This is a genomic window from Aurantimonas sp. NFXS3, assembly GCF_049132005.1.
Taxonomy (GTDB): Bacteria; Pseudomonadota; Alphaproteobacteria; order Rhizobiales; family Rhizobiaceae; genus Aurantimonas; species Aurantimonas coralicida.
The window spans coordinates 1-17,414 of the sequence record NZ_JAGDDZ010000005.1 but is presented as its reverse complement, the minus strand read 5'-3'; the positions used below and the strand labels follow the sequence as shown (position 1 = coordinate 17,414).

Sequence of the window (17,414 nt, the reverse complement as noted above, 5' to 3'; positions counted from 1 at the left end):
GGGTCGGCGACGACCCCAATGTTCGGGCAACGATGTCACGCGATACATAGTTTCCCGCAGGCGACAACGGGTTTCCCGCAGTCTCATTTGAGGGCTGAATCCATCGTCGCTTCGAGGGAGGTGCCCTCATATTCGCGGCCTGATGGTAGTAGATGGTTTTCCCCGCGTTGTTCCGGACCAGATACGGCGAAAAGCGGACTCCCTTGGCGCTGAACCCAAAACGGAATTGCTGATCTCTTCAGAGTCGCGGCCATTCGGCTGTTCGAATACCCCGGACCTTTGAAGGCGGCCGTAGCTATATGGTTCAAGGAATAATCATCGAAATGGGGTGCGGGGGAGGGTGACCATGTCAGATCAAAAAGTAGATCAGCTTCAGCGTGCTGGGCGACTGTGGTTGATTTTAGTGAGGACTGCGAAAGCAGAAACCTCGGTTACATATAAGCAAGCGGCGGACGAAATTGGTATACATTGGAGGCCAATGGCTTATGTGCTAGGTCCGATCCAGGACTACTGCCAAAGCGAAGGTTACCCGCGCCTGACTGCTCTCGTACACAACAAGGCGAGCGGTGTTCAGGGCGGCGGCTACCTGGGGGTGCCGGGCGATCAAACTGATCTGGAAGAAATCTACCAGTTCGATTGGGATAACCTCGAGAACCCATTTTCTATAAGAAAACAGGAAGATCTGAACAAAATTGCATCCGAGCTACTGCAAGAGCCGAATACGGCGCCGGATAAATGGGTAGCCACTCTTTCTAGGGGAGATGTGCAGCGGGTCTTCCGGAGCGCGATCCTAGAAGCGTACGGATATCGCTGTGCTGTTTGCTCGATAGGCTTCACCGAAATTTTGGAAGCCGCTCATATCGTCCCTTGGGCATCTGGTCAGCGCAAGTTGAGAGCAGACCCGAGGAACGGCATCTGCCTTTGCGCGAATCATCACCGCCTGTTCGACGCCGGGTGGCTGCAAATTGGGCCTGATAGGATCGTCCGCTTCAGTGATCCCGACATGGAGTGCGGTGGATATGAGCCAATCGACGAGGCTGCGGTGATGTCGCTCCATGGCTCGAGACTGAAGCTGCCGGAAAATGAGGATTTATGGCCGGACGCCGAACTGCTGCGGGGAAGACAGGCATAGCCATGATTCGAATCTAAGGTAAAATCCGAGGTCTACCGATAATGTGTCATCGACATCTTGCAACGATCACATCGGGTCGGGTTCTCGTGCATTGAAAACCCTTGCCAGTCAGATCGCCGGCAAGGGTTTGCACTCAACGTCGAAGGTCGTGTTCCCTAGCGAAACTCTCTAGAGCGGCGCGTCCGAGCACGCGCCTTGCGATCGCTAACGCGGCTAGTGCTTCTATCGCTGGCTTATGCTGCCGAACGATCACGACCGTTTCGGCATAGAGCCGCGCCAAACGACCATGGACGAGCCTGCTGTCTATCTGAGCGCCATGGACAAGCGACGACCCGAGCCCGAGCGAGCCTTCGGTCCTTGCGACCAGTCGTGTCGCCTGGGCAAGATCGGAGCTATCCGATCCACCCGCGCCAGCCGAAGCCGCACCCAGGATGACCTCTTCCGCCGCTCGACCGGCCAGCAACGCGACGACCTGCCGATGCAGATCCACTGCAAGCCCTTCAAAGCTTTCATCGTCGATCGCGTAGGTGACATGCCCGCCGGAGCCAGCGCCGTCGATCAGCGAGAGAGCCATGGGGAATTCCCCCATGGCCATTCCGATCACGGCGTGGCCCGCTTCGTGGATCGCAATTCGCCGGATCATTGCTGGCGAGCGCGTATCGGGCGGGATTGCAACCGCGATCAAATCATCGCCGCCAAGCGGACGCTTTGCCATGCGCGCCCGACGCCGGGCATCGCGTGCGATGCGCACGACGTCCGCGCCGGAAATCGTGCCAGCGAACAGCGCAGCGACGTCCTCAATGACAGCGCTCTCGATCCCGTCACCGAGGTGATGGCGAAAGATGCCTGCAAGCGCTTCCTCGTTGGGCAGGTCGATCCAGAACCTCCGGTCGAGACGTCCGGACCGGACAAGCGCCGCGTCGAGGTTCGCATCGTCATTGCACGCCGCGATGACCACGACGCCCTCGCGCCGACCAATCCCGTCCAGACACTCCAGGAGGCAGGTGACGATCGCCGTGAACCAGGCGTCGGCGGACCTGTTAGATCCACCGCGCCCTTGGACCGTGTCGATCTCGTCGATGAAGACGATCGCCGGCAGGTTCTTCGCGGACGCCTCGAAGACGGCACGAATGGCCTTGGTGACATCCCCCAGATGACCAGACTTGTTGGACTGCCACTGGGCGTAGCTCGTCGCTGTGAAGTGGACGCCGGCAGAATTCGCGATTGCTTGCGCGAGCAGGGTCTTGCCCGTCCCGGGCGGGCCGACGAAGAGTGCGCCGGCGTCGACGTCTTCCCAGCCGATCTCGCCCCGCCGATAGGCGGATAGATCCGCAACGAGTTGCAGCGCCCATCGCCCCGCATCACCATAGCCGTGCAGATCTTCTATGCGGGGACCCGTCGTGATGTTTCTCCCGGGCGTCGCCTGCTCGCTCGCAATCCGCATGCCGCGGATCTCTTCAAGCAGGCGAAGGCGCTCGGCGGGCGTGCGGCCGCGCCCGCCCGCAAAGTCGAGTTCGAGTGGCCGGTAGACCGAGCCGGTCGTCCCATCAGGCAGATGCGGAGGCTCGTCCAGGAAGCCGAGCCGAAACTCGAGGTCCTCGCGCGAAGGATCAATGATCTCGATGAAGGCGTCCGAGATAACGCGCAGGATCTCCGGAGCCTCGTGTTGGGGCGGGAACAGGCAGATGCAGGGTGTCGTCTCGTTCAGCATCTCAGGCAGTCGATGAAGCTCGAACGGATAGCCATGATCGAGCCGGTGCGCCGTCGTCGCGGTCATCGTCGTGATCGGCAGGTGTGGATCCGGCCATGCCGCTCGGATCGCGGTCTTGATCGCTTGCCTGGCGCTGTCCAGCCAGTGATCCGAAAACACGCTCGCGGTGACGAGGAGCGGCCGGTCACCTCGCAAGCGGGTCGTGGCCGCGATGTTCGCATCGACAGCGTCAAACAACATGCGAGCAGACGGACTCAGGTCCTCGACGATCTCGTATGTGGCTGCGTTGAACAACGCCAAATCTTCCGGGTCCGGTCGGTTTCTCATCGCATGTCTTCCTCGGCGCGCCCGCAGGCGCAGCCCTTCGAATCCTGTTCTCAGTTCTGTCGACATCGGGATCTCACCTGTGTCTCGGGGCCGATTGGCGTTTCGCGCCACTCCAGGGCGATCACGCGCTTCAGGGCGAGCGCGACGACGGCACCGATGGGTTCGGGGCTCTCGCGCATGGCGGAGGCGGCCTCGATCAGTGTGATCGGCGACATCTCCTCGAGGTAGGCGAGCAGGCGCACCCGGTCGCCGAGCGGCACCACGCGTTTGGCGTAGCGCATCATCTCGCGGGCGTTGGCGAGCGCCGGTTCGACGCGGATCTCGTCTTCAGGAATCGTGCGATAGGTGATCGTCGGGCCGATCGGTGTCAGGCCGGTCTCGCCGGCATCCAGGAAGCTTTCGCGCCCTTCGCTGCCGACGACACGGAAATCGGGCACGTGATTGACGATCTCACCATCGGCGCTCGCCAACTCGACGACGGCCGGCAGGCACGACCATGCGGTGACAGCCGGATCGAGATCGAGAAGCAACGCGAGATCGCGGGCAATCTGCGAGCGGAAGACAGGGCGGCCGATGCAGAAGACCGTACCCACGGGCCCGAAGCGCCGGGCGGAGGAGGCCCGACGACGGGAAAGCGTGTGCAGGTCCGTAAAATTGCCGGCGTTGGAATTGTCAGAAAGGGAATGATTGCGGGAGGGCATGTCGTCGGTCCGAAAGAAAACGCGTGGGCGTTCGCCGGACGACGGGCTGATTACCCTATCCGGCGCTGCAGGTCGTCGGGCGCACAGCCACGACGACGGACATCTTCTTTTCGGTGCGCTTGATCATGAATGAGAACATAGTGCGAACATAGGCCGGCGGTCAACGCTGATTCGTCGGGGGTTCGAAGGTTAACGGAGGGGATTATGCAAGCGCATCGAACCGAACGGGTCGACCAAGCACGCGATCTCGACGAGGCCGCCCAGTGCATATCGGCCGGCTACGTCAGGAAGCGCAGGACATGAGAAACCGCGCCAGGCATCGCCAGCCAATTTGCGTATTGGAAGCCGGAACAAGGATATGGTCGCCTCCGGCAGGACGACCTGTGTACATGCCTGGCGTGATACGAAACGCGCTGCTCTCGAAAAAGACGTTAAGCGAGCGCGCCGACAGAAATCGTCGTCTCTTCTGACACGGCCTGCAAATCGGGCAGACAACCGTCAGTGAGTTGCGAGACGCTCATACGGTTGGAATGGGCGCACACGCTTATCGCGGCCACCGCATCGCCTGTTCGGGGCGAAATGATCGGAACGGCTAAGGACCGCACGCCCTTTTCGAGTTCCTCATCCACGATCGCGAAGCCTTTCTTGCGCGCGATCCGAACCTGATCGAGAACCAGATTCCTCGCGGCATGAGGATCGTGCGACGCCAAAATCCTGCCATCACGTGCCAGAATCTTCATCACGGCGTCGTCGCTCAGGGCGGCTAGAAGAACCCTACCTTGCGCTGAATAGGCGACCGAAAGCCGATCGCCAGCTTCGAGGTATATCGACATGAGCCGGTCGCTCCGGGCGTATGCCATGATCCGGATGGAAGCATCTTCGAGGGTTCCGCACGACGAGGCTTCACGATGACGGTCAACTAGCCGTCTCATCCTCGGCAGCGCGTGGCGAGCGAGGAGTTCCGCCTCATTGTCTTGGTTTCCGAACCGAACGGCGTTCGGAAGAAGACGGTATCCATGATCCTTCTGTTCGGCATGGCCGAGGCGAACCAGCGTCAGCACGTAACGTCTCGCTGAAGCACGCCCTTGGCCTGACTTCGCTGCGATCTCGCTGATTGTCGCAGGGCCCGACATTCCGCTCATCGCCGAGAGAACGTCCAGCCCCTTTGCGAAGCTTTCGACGTACTCGTTTCGATCATGAACGCTGCCCAAAACTTCGTCGGTGGTTCCGGCGGCGGAGTTGACAGGCATCGACGTGCCATCCTAATGCTTGCAGTGCGATCACTGTGATTGCTGTGCAAACACTATAGCGGGGCAGGTCGGGAGAGTAAACCGGCACCGCTGTCGGGAGGACGACAGACATGAAGTTTACGCGCATTCTCGCGGGCACGTTGATCGCGTGTTCCACTGCTCTTTCGGCCGGCCACGCGGACGCGGAAACCCGCATCAGCGTCGCCGACGCGTTTCCGAGCGGTCACTACCTTTCCGAAGAGGCGGTGAAGTTCTGGATGGGACGGGTTGAGGAATTGTCGAATGGAGAAGTCACCTTCGACTATTTCACCAGCGGCCAGATGGGACCTCTCGCTGACATGCTCGACATGGCGAAGAACGGCATCGCAGACGTAACCTACGTTCCGATGTCGTCGTTCGCGGATCGGCTGCCGCTGTCGGGTGTCACCGAGCTTCCGGGCTTCTTTGAGAAGTCCGTTCGTGGCACTGCAGCGTTCCAGGAATTTCTCGATTCCGATCTCGCTGCAGAAGAATTCGAGCCTGAAGGTGTCGTCCCGCTCTTCGGAGCCATGCTCCCGCCGTATCAGGTCGCTTCGACCAAGGGCGCCATCAATTCGGAAGCTGGCTTCGATGGCGTCCGCCTTCGCACGCCCGGTGGCATTCTCGAGATAGCCGCAGAGCGCCTTGGCGCGACCGCCGTTCCAATGGGCGGTCCTGACATGTATGCCGCTCTCCAGCGCGGGACCGTCGATGCCACGGTCAACGCGTTCGCGTCGCTCAAGGGTTACAGGCTGAACGAGGTCCTCAAGGCCGTCTCGGACAATGGCAGCTTCGGAAGCTTCGCATTCACCCTCGTCATCGGGAAGGAAAAGTTCGAAAGTCTTCCTGACGACGTTCAGAAGGCAATGACAGAAGCTGGCGATGAGACCGCGAAACACGTCGCCGAGTGGATGGACGAGAACGAGCAGAAGATCGCCGAAGAATTCTCCTCCGAAGGTATTGACGTTTATTCGATTGACGCCCCGGTCCTTGAGGACTGGAACAAAAAACTGTCCGGCGTGGCGGATACATGGGCTCAGCGCCTCGATGAGCGCGGCAAGCCAGGAACAGAGATCCTGAAGAAGTGGAAGGCTGCGCTCGACGCAACCAACTGATCAGGTGCGCGGATGAAGCCTGGTCTTCATCCGCGCCTTCTTCCGCCCCTTAAACTATCCCGGAAACGAAAATGCTCGACCGTGCCTTGACGGTAGTCGAACGAGCCCTGGTCTTCGGAACTTATCTCGCGCTGATGGCGATGATGGTTCTGATAACGGTCGACGCCATCCTCCGATATGCTTTCGCCGAGACGCTGCCAGACGTCTACCATCTGACCGAACTCTATCTGATGCCGATGGTGATATTCTTCGCTCTGGCAAATACCCAGCGTCTCGATGGGCATGTCTCGGTTTCTCTTTTCCATCGTTTCCTGCCTGATACAGCCCGCAGGAGCGCACTCTTGCTGGTTTATCTGGCAGCTTCAGCATGCTTCGCGGCGATCGCATGGAAGAGTGGTCAGACTGCCTGGTCGGACATAGCGGCCTGGCGTGTCACTGCAGGTGTCGTGCCGTGGCCTACCGGACTCTCACGAGCCATCGTTCCTGTTGGTTCCGCAGTCCTGGCCATCCGGCTTTTCGTTGACGGTCTTAAGCTTGTCGGACGTTCGGGGAATCGCGAGGTGAAGTCGATATGACGCTCGCTCTTCTCGCCATCATGCTTCTTGTCCTGATCGTCATCGGGGCGCCCATCGCCTTCGCCTTGTTGATCACGGGGACGGCCGGGCTTCTTCTGCAACTCGGATTGAATCCGACGCTCGGCATTCTCCAGACGTCGCCCTATCGTTCCAGCGCATCCTTCCTGCTGACGACAATTCCGATGTTCATCCTGATGGCCGAGTTTCTCGCGGGCGGCCGGATGGCGCAGGACATTTTCCGAGCAGGTCACTACTGGCTCGGTCACCTACGGGGCGGCATGGCGGTCGCAACGACGCTCGCGAGCGCGCTGCTGGCGGCGCTACTTGGATCCAGTCCTGCAGCGGCTGCCACGATGTCCTCAATTGCTGTGCCAGAAATGCGCAAGTACGGCTACGACGATCGGCTTTCGCTCGGGATCGTGGCCTCGGCCGGAACTCTGGCCGTCATCATTCCGCCGAGCGTCATCTTGATCCTTTACGGCATCCTGACGGAAAGCTCGATCGGACGGCTGTTCGTTGCCGGCCTGATACCCGGTATCATGACAGCGACGGGCTACATCCTGCTGGTCAACATCTGGGCACGCGTCGAGCCTTCGGTCGCACCAACCGCCGAGAAGAAGTTTACCCGCGAGGAGAAGATGGGCTCTTTGAAGCCTATCTGGCCTGCGATCCTTCTCATCGCGGTCGTGCTTGGCGGCATCTATTCCGGTTTTGTGACGCCAACCGAGGCGGGCGCTGTAGGCGCGGCTGGGGCCTTCGTCATCGGCATCCTGTTCAGTGGCCTGCGCCGGAAAGGGATCATCGGCGCGCTTGAAAGGGCTTCGAAGACGACCGCGATGATATTTGCGATCATCATCGCCGCATCGATCTTCGGCTATTATCTGACTTCGACACAGATCGCCCAGGATACCATCCGCTGGGTGCAAGCCTCCGGCATGCCTACCACCGCCGTCTTGGTCGCCGTCCTGCTCGTCTATCTGGTTTTGGGTGCTTTCCTGGATCCAGTGTCGATCCTCGTACTGACGCTTCCTTTGGCGTTCCCTCTGATCATCAGCCTTGGCTACGACGCAATCTGGTTCGGCATTATCGCGACGAAGATGGTCGAGATCGGATTGGTCACGCCGCCCGTAGGGATCAACGTTTTCGTGACTGCGGGAGCCGTCAATGCGGATCTCAAAGACGCGTTCAAGGGTGCTTCCCTGTTCATCCTCGTCGACGTGATCGTGGTGATTCTGCTGATCCTGTTCCCGCAGATCGTCACCTTCCTTCCCGACCTAATGTTCTGAAAGGCCACCACCGATGGACACCGACAGCCGGAGCGCCGTCGCCGCTCTCCGCGACCTCTCGACCTCGGAAATCTCCGATGCCCTCGATAAGTTGGGAATCCCCGGTCAGGCGCTCGGGATCAAGCCAATGTATCCGTGCGAGCGTCTTGTAGGACCGGCCTTTACTCTGGCCTATCTCCCGCAAGGGATGTCCGAGGGCAACGTCGGCGATTTCATCGACGACTGCGACGCCGGCGACGTCGTCGTGATCGATAATCACGGTCGTCTCGATTGCACCGTCTGGGGCAACATCCTCTGCGAAACCGGTAAGCTTCGAGGCGTGGGCGGTGCAGTGATCGATGGCATCTGCCGCGATGTCGACGAAGCCACCGGAATTGGCTTTCCGGTTTTCGCCCGTTCGGCGGCGATGCGGACAGGGAAGGACAGGGTCGTTCTCGATCGCGTCGGGGTTCCAGTCTCAATATGCGGCGTCCGAGTGGAGCCGGGCGATATGGTCGTCGCTGATCTGGGCGGTGTTGTCTTCATCCCGCGCAACAGGATCGACGAAGTGATCGAAATCGCGAGCGGCATAGCCGAACGCGAAGAAAACATTCTCGAAGAGGTCCGCGCCGGAAAACCGCTCATCGAGGCGCGCCGGAATGCCGGATATCACTCCCTTCAGACAAGACAGGACCGTGCATGAACAGCTTCGTCTTCGAGCCGTATCCTACCCGGATCGTTTTTGGGCGCGGCAAGGTCCGGACCGTCACCGATGAGGTCGGCAAGCTCGGTCTCCAACGCGTGCTCGTCATCTCGACAAATGGACGATCAGAGCTAGCAGAAAAGCTATCCGCATCACTCCCAGGCTCGAACCTGTTCGCCAAAGCGGTGGTCCACGCTCCGGCAGAATGTGTCGCCGATGCACTTGCTGCGGCACGAGACATGGATGCTGACGGCATGATTTCGGTCGGCGGTGGCTCACCGATCGGCATCGCCAAGGCGGTCGCGATCGAACGACCGGTTCCAATTCTCGCAGTTCCCACGACCTATTCGGGGTCGGAAATGACTCCGGCTTGGTCCGTGACTAAGGACGGCACGAAGAAGGGCGGCAAGAGCCGCGAGGTGGTTCCGCGTACGGTCGTCTACGATCCAGATCTGACCGACGGGATGCCGCGGTCCACCGCCGTGACCAGTACAATCAACGCGATGGCTCATTGCTGCGAGGCTCTGTATCCGGAAGACCAGTCGCCGCTGGTAACGACGATCGCTGAGGAAGGGCTTCGTCGCCTGGCGGGCGGAATACGATCCACGGGGGCCTACGAAGGCGACGGGGGGGCGGATCTTCTTTACGGAGCACATCTGGCCGGCCTCGTCATGGCTCACTCGGGCATGGCCGTCCACCACAAGCTCTGTCACGTCCTGGGTGGGACGTTCGGGCTCCCTCATTCTGAAACGCATACAGTCATGCTCCCGCATGCAATCGGCTACAACGCCGATGCCGCGCCCGAGGCAATGCGACGGATCGCCAATGCGATCGGCACCGAGAAGGCCGCAGCGGGTCTGTGGGATCTGGCGGACGCCTGCGACGCCCCGATGACTTTGACTCAGTTCGGCTTCGATCCCGCAGATATCGACGAAGCCGCGGATCTCGTACTTGCCGCCCCGTATCCCAATCCACGTCCGATGGAGCGCGATGCGATCGTGTCCGTTCTTCGTGATGCATGTGTTGGCCGGAGGCCACAATGACCAGTCTCGCAGACTTCGGAACGGCCACGATTCATGAAGCGAGTGGGCAGAAAGGCGCGCTCCCATCGTCGATCAAGCCGTTGGTAGCCGGCATGCGTGTTTATGGCCCAGCATTCCCGGTGAGATCCCCGGGCGGGGACAATCTCATGCTGCATGCCGCCATTCTTGGCGCGCCAAAAGGCAGCATCATTGTCGCAGATGCCGGCTTCGAGTCCGAAGCCGGTCCCTGGGGGGACTTGATGACGCTCTCTGCAATGCAGAAGGGAATTGCTGGCCTGGTCATCAGTGGATCGGTCCGCGACGGCGACGATATCGCTCGATACGGCTTCCCCGTATTTTGTACAGGTCAATGCATTCGTGGGACCACGAAGAAGATGAAGGGGCCGGCGCCGGATACCGTGCGTATTGGCGAGGTGACCATCGCGCCAGGAGACATTATTGTCGGAGACAATGATGGACTCGTGGTCGTCGATGCCAACATGGTCCGAACCGTCACCGAAGCGTGCCACAAGCGGGAAGAGAAAGAGGCATCGTTCCGCTCTCGAATGGAAGCCGGGGAAAGCTTGCAATCGATTATGGGCCTCGTCCTTTGAAGCTGTACCTGATGAAGTTGAGGCTCAGGAATTGGCCGGCGCGGATCTGAGCGAGCAGATAGACAAGATCGCTCTTGTGCCAGCGCTTGGCAGGAGAAGTCGCAACCACCCGTTCGTTATTCACCTCGGCGGGTTTGCTCATCGAGGTCTGACGCTCAGACCTCAATGATTTGGTTCGGATCGAACCCGGATGCCTCACCGGCGCGAACCTGCGGGTTCGCGACGATCCGCGTATCACCGAGCGCATAGTCGCGCACGGTATGGATGTGTCCGTGGATCCACGCGGCTGGACGCCAACCCCTGATCTTAGGCTCAAGGTCCGAGGCATAGCAGTGGTTTAGGCGGTCACCGGGCAACGCCAGCGATCGCGGACTGGGCGCGTGATGCGTAACGACGATCGTGCGCCGAGGATCGACGCCGTCGGCGAATGCGTCCGCGAGGAAGCGCCGCGTGCGGCGATGCCATGCGAGCGTGTCGTCAGGGGTGATCCGCCGCGACCGCCGTGTAGACGAGGCACGATGGATGAAGTGATAGTCGTTCATCCACCGGTTCGCCTCGGCGAACGCATGGCGCCGGCTGGCATGCAGACGCGAATGCAGATCGGTCCAGAGCGTCGCGCCGAGGATCGTCAAACCGCCTATCGTCGCGACTTCGTCGGACAGCAGGGTGATCCCGAGCCGGGCTGCCAGATCGCGACCGGCCGCAAGCTCGTCTTCGATCGTGAAGCCGAACGCAGAGCCGTCTCGGTACCAGTCGTGATTTCCAGGGACGTAGATCGTCGGCACCCCAGCGAAGCGCTCGCCGAGCCATGCGACCGACGATGTCAGCCGGCCGGCACAGTCGCCGGCGACGATCGCGATGTCGAACGGTGTGCTGATTTCGGTCGCCGGGTCAAAGGGGCGGCCGCCATCGTTCTGATGAAGATCCGATAGGATCAGAAGGCGCGGATTATCCATGGCGCCGTACCTCGAGATGGACTGGAAGCGAACGTCCAGAAAGAAGAAAGCTGCCCGATGTTCGGACACGTGATGACGATCGCCAGCAGCGTTAGCGCTGCGGCGTTTCCTTCATCACGACGGGCTTTCTGGTCTCGTAGGTCATGTACTCGAGATAGCTCCAATTTCGCTAATAGTCGAGTGGGGCCGTAAGCGGATGGTTTCCGCCTCTGTAGTACGGTTATTCACCGGGGAGGGCAGTGCACCATTCGTAGCCAAGCTTGATATCGACGGCAATATTCCAGCGACCGCCGACCAAGCGTGGCTGACGAATTCTGCTGCTCGACTAGGTTCTCCCTACGATGAGTATGGCCGACGCTGACTTTCGTGTTCTTGTCGATCATGCCAAACAACTGACAGAGACCTCGTGGGTATATCACGGTCGTTGGGTGTATGGGGGCATGATGATTGTGAAGCGGGCGGCCCCTCGAAGTATGACGAGGTAACGCCATGCCGGGCGTTTTTACCTGGAGGCCAGGTACCGACTACGAAGATCGGATCGAGAGCGAGTATCGATTTCGTTCGCGTCATGATGGTCAGATGAAGGAGGTCGGACTCGGGTGGGTGGTCATCCATCGATCCCGCCGAGGTGACGGTAGCGCACCCTCGGCCTACATCGGCGTCGGCGAGGTCTACTCGGTAGAGCAACTGACGGTGCCGATTGGCATGCGCGTCGCACGCATTCGGAACTTCCTCGCCTTCGAGCCGCAGGTGCCGTTCCGAGACGGGTCGGAAAATCGTGAGGAGGCGCTTCGTAAACTGCCGAACATCGCGGTCGGCCCTCATACCCAAGGTAACCCGATACGTCCGCTCTCGAACGAGGACTTCGGCGCGATCGTCCGTGCCGGCCTTGCCGACCTGTTTGATCCGAGGAAGACGGCGCTTCTCGATCTCGATGATCCCGAACTCATCCGCGATGGCGCCGATCTGCTGAATCTGCCGTTCGATCAGCAGATCCGGCGCATGCAGGAAATCCTCATGAAGCGTCCAATCCGCGAGGCCGCGTTCAGGCGGGATGTCCGCAGCGCCTATGACTTCAAATGCGCGTTCACCGGCCTGTCGATTCGCAACGGCGGCGGCAGGCCGGAAGTCGATGGCGCGCATATATGGGAGGTAAAGGACGGCGGACCCGACGTCGTCCAGAACGGCATCGCCCTGTCGAAGACGGCGCACTGGATGTTCGACCGCGGACTGATCCGAGTTAACGACGACTATTCCCTGCAGATCTCCGACAACAAGGTGCCGGCGGAGTTCAAGCGGCTTGTCGAGCCTTATCGGAAGCGGATCCATCTGCCGAAGGACAAGAGCCTGAGTCCGCACAAGTTTTATCTGCAGAAGCACCGTGACAAGCACATGGCGGGCAGCCTGTGAGTATGGCGGTCGACACCGGACCTCTTGCCGGCGCCTTCCGCGACATGACGGCGTCCTACAAGGCATTCTGGTTCCTGTCGCTCATCGAGGCCGTGCGGGACAGGGCAGGCCGGGCCTCGATCGATCTGTTCGTGCCGTTCGACGAGATGGCAGGGCGGATGCTCGACATGGCGTTCTGGCCGGCCGTCACCTACCGCCTGTCGTTCGGACCGCAGGATCAGATCCATCGGAAGCTCGCCGGCCTGCGCGACGACGACGGGAATGCGGTGAAGCCGACCTTCGATCGCGAGCGCGGGAAAGGCATCCTTCGCTACGTTCCGGACAAGTTCCTTGAGCCCTGGCTGAAGGCGGCCGGCCGATCGGGGCGCGAGGCTGCGCTCGAACTCTTCGCGACGCCGGGTGCCGTGCCCTATCGAATCGACAAGGTGGGGATCGAGATCGAACGTCATTGGTTCGACCATATCGCCGACAATCTCGGCGTCATGCGCGCCCTCGGCGAGCGTGAACTCATCCGGTTCCTGCAGTCGCGCAATCCGACTGTGCCTGGCATCCCCGAGAAGATCGGCCCGCCCGACCGCGGTGGTGGCCTCGGGTACAAGCGGAAGTTCTGGATCTCGACGCTCGAGAACGCGGATCCAGAGTGCTTCTACACGGGGCGGGCGCTCCAAGGACGGGAGTTCTCGCTCGACCATTTCGTACCGTGGTCGTTCGTCGCTCACGACCGGATCTGGAACCTCGTGCCGATGGCGACGTCACTCAACGCCAGTAAGGGCGTCCGACTGCCCAACATCGGTCTCGTTGAGAGGATGGGGTTGACGCACCTCGCTTTGGTGGAGAAGGCGAAGCGTATCGGCGGCAAGGACATCGACAAGGTCCTGGGCGAGTATGAGGCCGATCTGCGGGTCGATCTTCAAGGGCTGGAAGACCCCGACTTCCTCTCGGCGCATCGGGAAGCCGTGGCACCGTTGATGGCACTGGCGAGGAGGTCGGGGTTCACGGGGCGATGGCCGTAACGGGCATCTTCCGCAATCGCTTATTCAATTGGCCTGAGGAACAAGAAGTTCATCACTCAGCGTTTATTGCGATTTTTTCTTTTCGGCGCTTGCGACCCTACGGCCCCACCAGATACTGAAGCTGTTGTTTGTTGTGGTGTTAAGACTGAGCCGATGGGCCAAACAGCGTCTGACTTATTGCTCGCACAACGGAATTCTTTAATGTCTCTTTTAAGATCGGGTGAGCAAGATTCGTGAACTGATTCACGCTTCGTATCCCCCCAAAGCTCTGGCCTAGCGACGAATTTCGCCTTCCCTTCTGCATGCCTTTCAGAGAAAATTGGCCTTATAGCACTGCCGGATAAATGTTTCGCGCCTAACTTCCACCTAGTATCCCACGATAGTATCACGTCTGAACGACGATGTTTTTTGTCCAGATAATGATAGTGCCACCCAAAATTATGGTTTTCTCTGTCGAGGAAATCTTTTCCGCCAGGCAGTTCGATCAAAAATGCAACGACAATTGGGGGAACGTTGCGATATAAGGCTGAGATTTTTCTAGGTATTAAGTAGCCAAGATGTATATCTCTAGGATATTCTTCATTTAGGTAGGTTGAAAAACTCCAGTTTTGAAGATCAATTAAATCATATATATCATGAAATCTCCATTCGCTTCTTTTTAACGAAAATTCCAGTTGTCCGATAATCCGGTTTGCCTCGATTTCCGCATGATCGTCAATTTCACAATTAAATATTTTGAACTCGTCGTCGTTGTCGCCGTCGTCTGAGTTTTCTTTAGGAAATCTATCGTGCCTAGGCGGCGCCAATTCGATTAGCTTTTCGGCGATGAGCCGATTTTGACGCCAATGATCGCTGCCGTGCTCTTCCATAGCTGCACCAATACACCAGATCGGACCAACAAATTTATGCACAGTGTGCCTGATTCTCGGAGAGTGTCCCAGAGCGGCCGTTTCGCAAGCGAGGATATATGCTAACCCCGACGAAGCCGGGGTCAAAGGCTGCTTCAATATTCAGTTCCGTTTGCGTCCTCTTAGTTCTCAGCAACCGCTCTCCACGCTCTGCCGCCAGCGCCTTCAGCGTGATGTACTTCGCCTGAAACGCCGCGATGTCCTCCGGCCGCGTGACCCGCACCGGACACCGGTTCACTGGATCGATCGCTTCGAACGACGGCAGAGCACCGATCTCCATAAGCTTCGCGACCACCTCGGGCGAAACGCCCATGATCCGCGCTGCCTTGTAGGCCGCCAGACCGCCGTGATCTTCGCCGCGCAGATGCCCGCAGATCTCAGCGAGGTCGAGCAACAGGGCGCCGTAGTCCCGCCGGCCGGCGACGCGCCCCTTCCACGCGAGATTGCCGGACAAAGCGAGGTCGAGGACGTCCGTGACGCTCGAGCATGTCCGCTTGCACGCCTGGTTCAGGTCGACCATGCCGTCGCCGGCCACCTCGAAGTCGACGGAGCCGACAAAGAGCCGGTCCATGAAATCGTCGGCAGCCGCCCGCGTGTACCGAAACTCGCCCAGCCCCGAGGCTTCATCCGGTCCGTATAGCGGCTCGATGTAAGTGGGGATGACCTTGAGAGCGTGAACACGCGACAGACCGAGATGCTTGGCGAGGCCGTTCCGGCTGAACGTCTCGGCGTAGGGCGGGATCGCCGCCTCGAACGCTCCGCGCTCGAAAACGACCCGCTCGTCCATCAGCCCGTCTGTCTCCGACCCGATCAGCCCGAAATGCATGAGGACCTTGCGGAGAGTTACCGGATGCCAGCCGAACTCTCTCGACGCAGCCCGGATCGAGAGGAGCCGATTGTCGACCTGCCGGCCTACCGTGAAGCCCGTCTGGAACCGCGGCATGCGCTCCGCGACGAACTCGGCAATGATCTCGCGTACCGAATCGACTTCCGGACCCGCTTCTCGCGGAATGAAGGAGTCGTGCAGTCGGCCGAGCATCGGGCGAAGCCCCCAGTTCGCGTCCGGGTCGGCAAGCGTGTCGTCGAGCAGCCGTCCGAGCGTCCGGCGCAGACCGTCGGCGCCGTCCTGCATGACGGCGAAGCCTTCGGCGAGCGCCAGGCATGCGTTCTCCGGCGGCAGACTCCGGCGGACGGCGGCAGGACCATCGACGACGACGGATCCGACGATATCGAGGAGGCGTTCGGCCGCCTGGAACGGAAGCGCATCGAGGAACGGCACATCGCCCCGCAGCCCGAGACCGAGCCGGCCGGCCAGATATAGCTCTCCGTCGTTCCGCGCCCGATGCCTTGCCCGGCAGGCGTCGGCGAGGATGGCTTCCAGGTTCTTCTCTACGCACCACGCGAACTCGATCCCGCCGATCGTCGTCGCCGGCTCGTATTCGCGCAGTGGCGTCTCGTGGACGGCACAGGTCCGCAAGGCCTCGATCGCCCAGCCGAAGCGCCCGTGCGTTCGAAGAGGTTCGGAACCACGCCCTGTCGCCACGTCCTCGGCTGCGCAGACTGGGCAGATCACGAAACGCCGGCGGACGAGGTTGTGCTTGCCGAGGCGCTCTCCGCACACCCGGTAGACCGCGCCGTCGCGTTCGAGGACGTTCGCGACGGACGGCCCGGTCGTTCCGGACAGGCTACCCAGAAGACGCAGCGCTTCCGGCCGGCCGTTCGCGACGTCGAAGACGCGGGTGCCCCAGCGGATGAGCATATGCTCGATCGACGACGCGCCGTTCGCCCAAGCAAGGCGTGAGGCGTAGCTCCACGGGGTTTCGTCGTGGCGGGGTCGCGGTCGGCGTGGAAGGAGCCCGGGCGTCATTCCGCCGCGATCCTGTTCGGGGTCGCCGCCGCCGTCCTGCTCTTCTTCCTCGTCTTCCGGCCGTTCGCGTAGAACGCGTCTTCGTCCTCGGCGACGAACCGGCGCGCCGCGTCGTCGTCCGGCCAGACCGACATATCGGGCCAATCGGAAACAAGGAAAACGTTGCTCTCGTCGGGGCAGAGAGTCAGAAGCCTGATCGCCTCGGCGAAGTGGCCGGGTTCGAGTACCTCGTCCCTGAGAAGCAGCGCCTCGTTTGCCGCGAGCGTCGCGACGATGCCGAAGCGTCCCAACTGGTTCGTCGATGCATGGGCGAGCCGGTCGAGGAAGTCCGGGTGGTTCCGGGTCCGATCTTCGAGACCGGCGGCCGCCGCTATCTCGCCCACGAATTCCGTCAGCTTCACCCGGTCACGTTCGATGTCGAGGCGCGGGATCTCGAAGAAGCGGTCGCGTCGCGTGATCTGGGTATTTGCGAAGTGGCCGGCGATGAAGTCGCGGATTTCCGGAAGGCCGGACAGGACCAGCGAGATCGGATGATCGTTCTGCTGGGAGACGTTCTTCAGCGTGTCGACGACCTCCTCGGCGTCCTCAGGCTCCGCTTCCGCAACGTGCTGGAATTCGTCGATATGGATGATCAGCGTCCCGGACTCGGCGAGGAGGTGTCAAACGGCCTTCAAAATTGACCCCCGATCGGCGTCCAAAATTGGGTCTGACTCATATCTGATGCAGTTGAGGAGCGGACTGGCGATTCATGAAGGAGATCGCCATGTCGAACGCCATTTCGCTGTCATCGCTCATTCCGGCCGGGCTCTCGGTCGAGCAGTTTGAAG

At 60.5% G+C, this 17,414-nt stretch carries 17 protein-coding genes; 10 read left to right on the top strand and 7 right to left on the bottom strand.

From position 1 onward, the window contains the following. Positions 1 to 346 precede the first annotated feature (346 nt). On the top strand, positions 347 to 1,132 hold the full coding sequence (locus J3367_RS14460; RefSeq protein ID WP_081652020.1) for an HNH endonuclease: 786 nt from the start codon (positions 347 to 349) through the stop codon (positions 1,130 to 1,132). A gap of 133 nt (positions 1,133 to 1,265) precedes the next feature. Here J3367_RS14460 and J3367_RS14455 read toward each other — a convergent pair whose 3' ends face one another. From J3367_RS14455 to J3367_RS14445, 3 genes are all read right to left on the bottom strand, one after another. Further along, positions 1,266 to 3,236, bottom strand: coding sequence for an AAA family ATPase (locus tag J3367_RS14455; RefSeq protein WP_244495415.1), 1,971 nt, complete (start codon positions 3,234 to 3,236; stop codon positions 1,266 to 1,268). After that, complete coding sequence (locus J3367_RS14450) at positions 3,221 to 3,871, bottom strand: hypothetical protein (RefSeq protein WP_024352310.1); 651 nt, start codon at positions 3,869 to 3,871, stop codon at positions 3,221 to 3,223. The genes J3367_RS14455 and J3367_RS14450 overlap by 16 nt, the downstream gene beginning before the upstream one ends. Positions 3,872 to 4,302: 431 nt before the next feature. Further along, positions 4,303 to 5,121 carry an IclR family transcriptional regulator domain-containing protein gene (locus J3367_RS14445; RefSeq protein WP_024352311.1) on the bottom strand — a complete coding sequence of 273 codons (819 nt, stop codon included), beginning with the start codon at positions 5,119 to 5,121 and terminating at the stop codon, positions 4,303 to 4,305. Positions 5,122 to 5,231: 110 nt separating this feature from the next. Here J3367_RS14445 and dctP point away from each other — a divergent pair, with 110 nt between their 5' ends. The 6 genes from dctP to J3367_RS14415 all read left to right on the top strand — a co-directional run bounded on the left by dctP (position 5,232) and on the right by J3367_RS14415 (position 10,433). Continuing rightward, positions 5,232 to 6,254 (top strand): TRAP transporter substrate-binding protein DctP, encoded by a 1,023-nt coding sequence (gene dctP / locus J3367_RS14440; RefSeq protein WP_024352312.1) that lies wholly within the window; start codon positions 5,232 to 5,234, stop codon positions 6,252 to 6,254. Positions 6,255 to 6,325: 71 nt separating this feature from the next. Beyond that, entirely contained in the window at positions 6,326 to 6,829 is a 504-nt protein-coding gene (locus J3367_RS14435) for a TRAP transporter small permease (RefSeq protein WP_024352313.1), read from the top strand. Beyond that, positions 6,826 to 8,115, top strand: coding sequence for a TRAP transporter large permease (locus J3367_RS14430; protein WP_024352314.1), 1,290 nt, complete (start codon positions 6,826 to 6,828; stop codon positions 8,113 to 8,115). Before J3367_RS14435 ends, J3367_RS14430 begins: the two co-directional genes overlap by 4 nt. Positions 8,116 to 8,128: 13 nt before the next feature. Beyond that, positions 8,129 to 8,797 (top strand): RraA family protein, encoded by a 669-nt coding sequence (locus J3367_RS14425; protein ID WP_024352315.1) that lies wholly within the window; start codon positions 8,129 to 8,131, stop codon positions 8,795 to 8,797. Next, the gene (locus tag J3367_RS14420) at positions 8,794 to 9,840 is read left to right on the top strand and encodes a maleylacetate reductase (protein ID WP_024352316.1); all 1,047 of its coding nucleotides are present in this window, start codon (positions 8,794 to 8,796) and stop codon (positions 9,838 to 9,840) included. The genes J3367_RS14425 and J3367_RS14420 overlap by 4 nt, the downstream gene beginning before the upstream one ends. Further along, entirely contained in the window at positions 9,837 to 10,433 is a 597-nt protein-coding gene (locus J3367_RS14415) for an RraA family protein (RefSeq protein ID WP_202814808.1), read from the top strand. Before J3367_RS14420 ends, J3367_RS14415 begins: the two co-directional genes overlap by 4 nt. Before the next feature lie 155 nt (positions 10,434 to 10,588). Here J3367_RS14415 and J3367_RS14410 read toward each other — a convergent pair whose 3' ends face one another. Continuing rightward, complete coding sequence (locus J3367_RS14410; RefSeq protein ID WP_421461453.1) at positions 10,589 to 11,389, bottom strand: metallophosphoesterase; 801 nt, start codon at positions 11,387 to 11,389, stop codon at positions 10,589 to 10,591. 489 nt (positions 11,390 to 11,878) lie between these two features. Here J3367_RS14410 and J3367_RS14405 point away from each other — a divergent pair, with 489 nt between their 5' ends. Both J3367_RS14405 and J3367_RS14400 read left to right on the top strand, forming a co-directional pair. Further along, on the top strand, positions 11,879 to 12,799 hold the full coding sequence (locus J3367_RS14405) for an HNH endonuclease (protein WP_024352319.1): 921 nt from the start codon (positions 11,879 to 11,881) through the stop codon (positions 12,797 to 12,799). Positions 12,800 to 12,801: 2 nt separating this feature from the next. Beyond that, positions 12,802 to 13,812, top strand: a complete 1,011-nt coding sequence (locus tag J3367_RS14400) for an HNH endonuclease domain-containing protein (protein WP_421461450.1) — start codon at positions 12,802 to 12,804, stop codon at positions 13,810 to 13,812. Between the two features lie 56 nt (positions 13,813 to 13,868). On the opposite strand, the gene J3367_RS14395 is transcribed toward J3367_RS14400, so the two are convergent. From J3367_RS14395 to J3367_RS14385, 3 genes are read right to left on the bottom strand one after another with little or no spacing between them, the layout of a single operon-like run. Further along, positions 13,869 to 14,681 (bottom strand): hypothetical protein, encoded by an 813-nt coding sequence (locus J3367_RS14395; protein WP_156421820.1) that lies wholly within the window; start codon positions 14,679 to 14,681, stop codon positions 13,869 to 13,871. Positions 14,682 to 14,715: 34 nt separating this feature from the next. Then, positions 14,716 to 16,587 carry a TniQ family protein gene (locus J3367_RS14390; protein ID WP_081652039.1) on the bottom strand — a complete coding sequence of 624 codons (1,872 nt, stop codon included), beginning with the start codon at positions 16,585 to 16,587 and terminating at the stop codon, positions 14,716 to 14,718. Continuing rightward, positions 16,584 to 16,877 carry a hypothetical protein gene (locus J3367_RS14385; protein WP_024352473.1) on the bottom strand — a complete coding sequence of 98 codons (294 nt, stop codon included), beginning with the start codon at positions 16,875 to 16,877 and terminating at the stop codon, positions 16,584 to 16,586. Before J3367_RS14385 ends, J3367_RS14390 begins: the two co-directional genes overlap by 4 nt. A 15-nt stretch (positions 16,878 to 16,892) precedes the next feature. Between J3367_RS14385 and J3367_RS14380 the strand changes: the two genes are divergently transcribed. Then, the gene (locus tag J3367_RS14380) at positions 16,893 to 17,267 is read left to right on the top strand and encodes a hypothetical protein (protein WP_024352472.1); all 375 of its coding nucleotides are present in this window, start codon (positions 16,893 to 16,895) and stop codon (positions 17,265 to 17,267) included. The last annotated feature ends 147 nt before the right edge of the window (positions 17,268 to 17,414 follow it).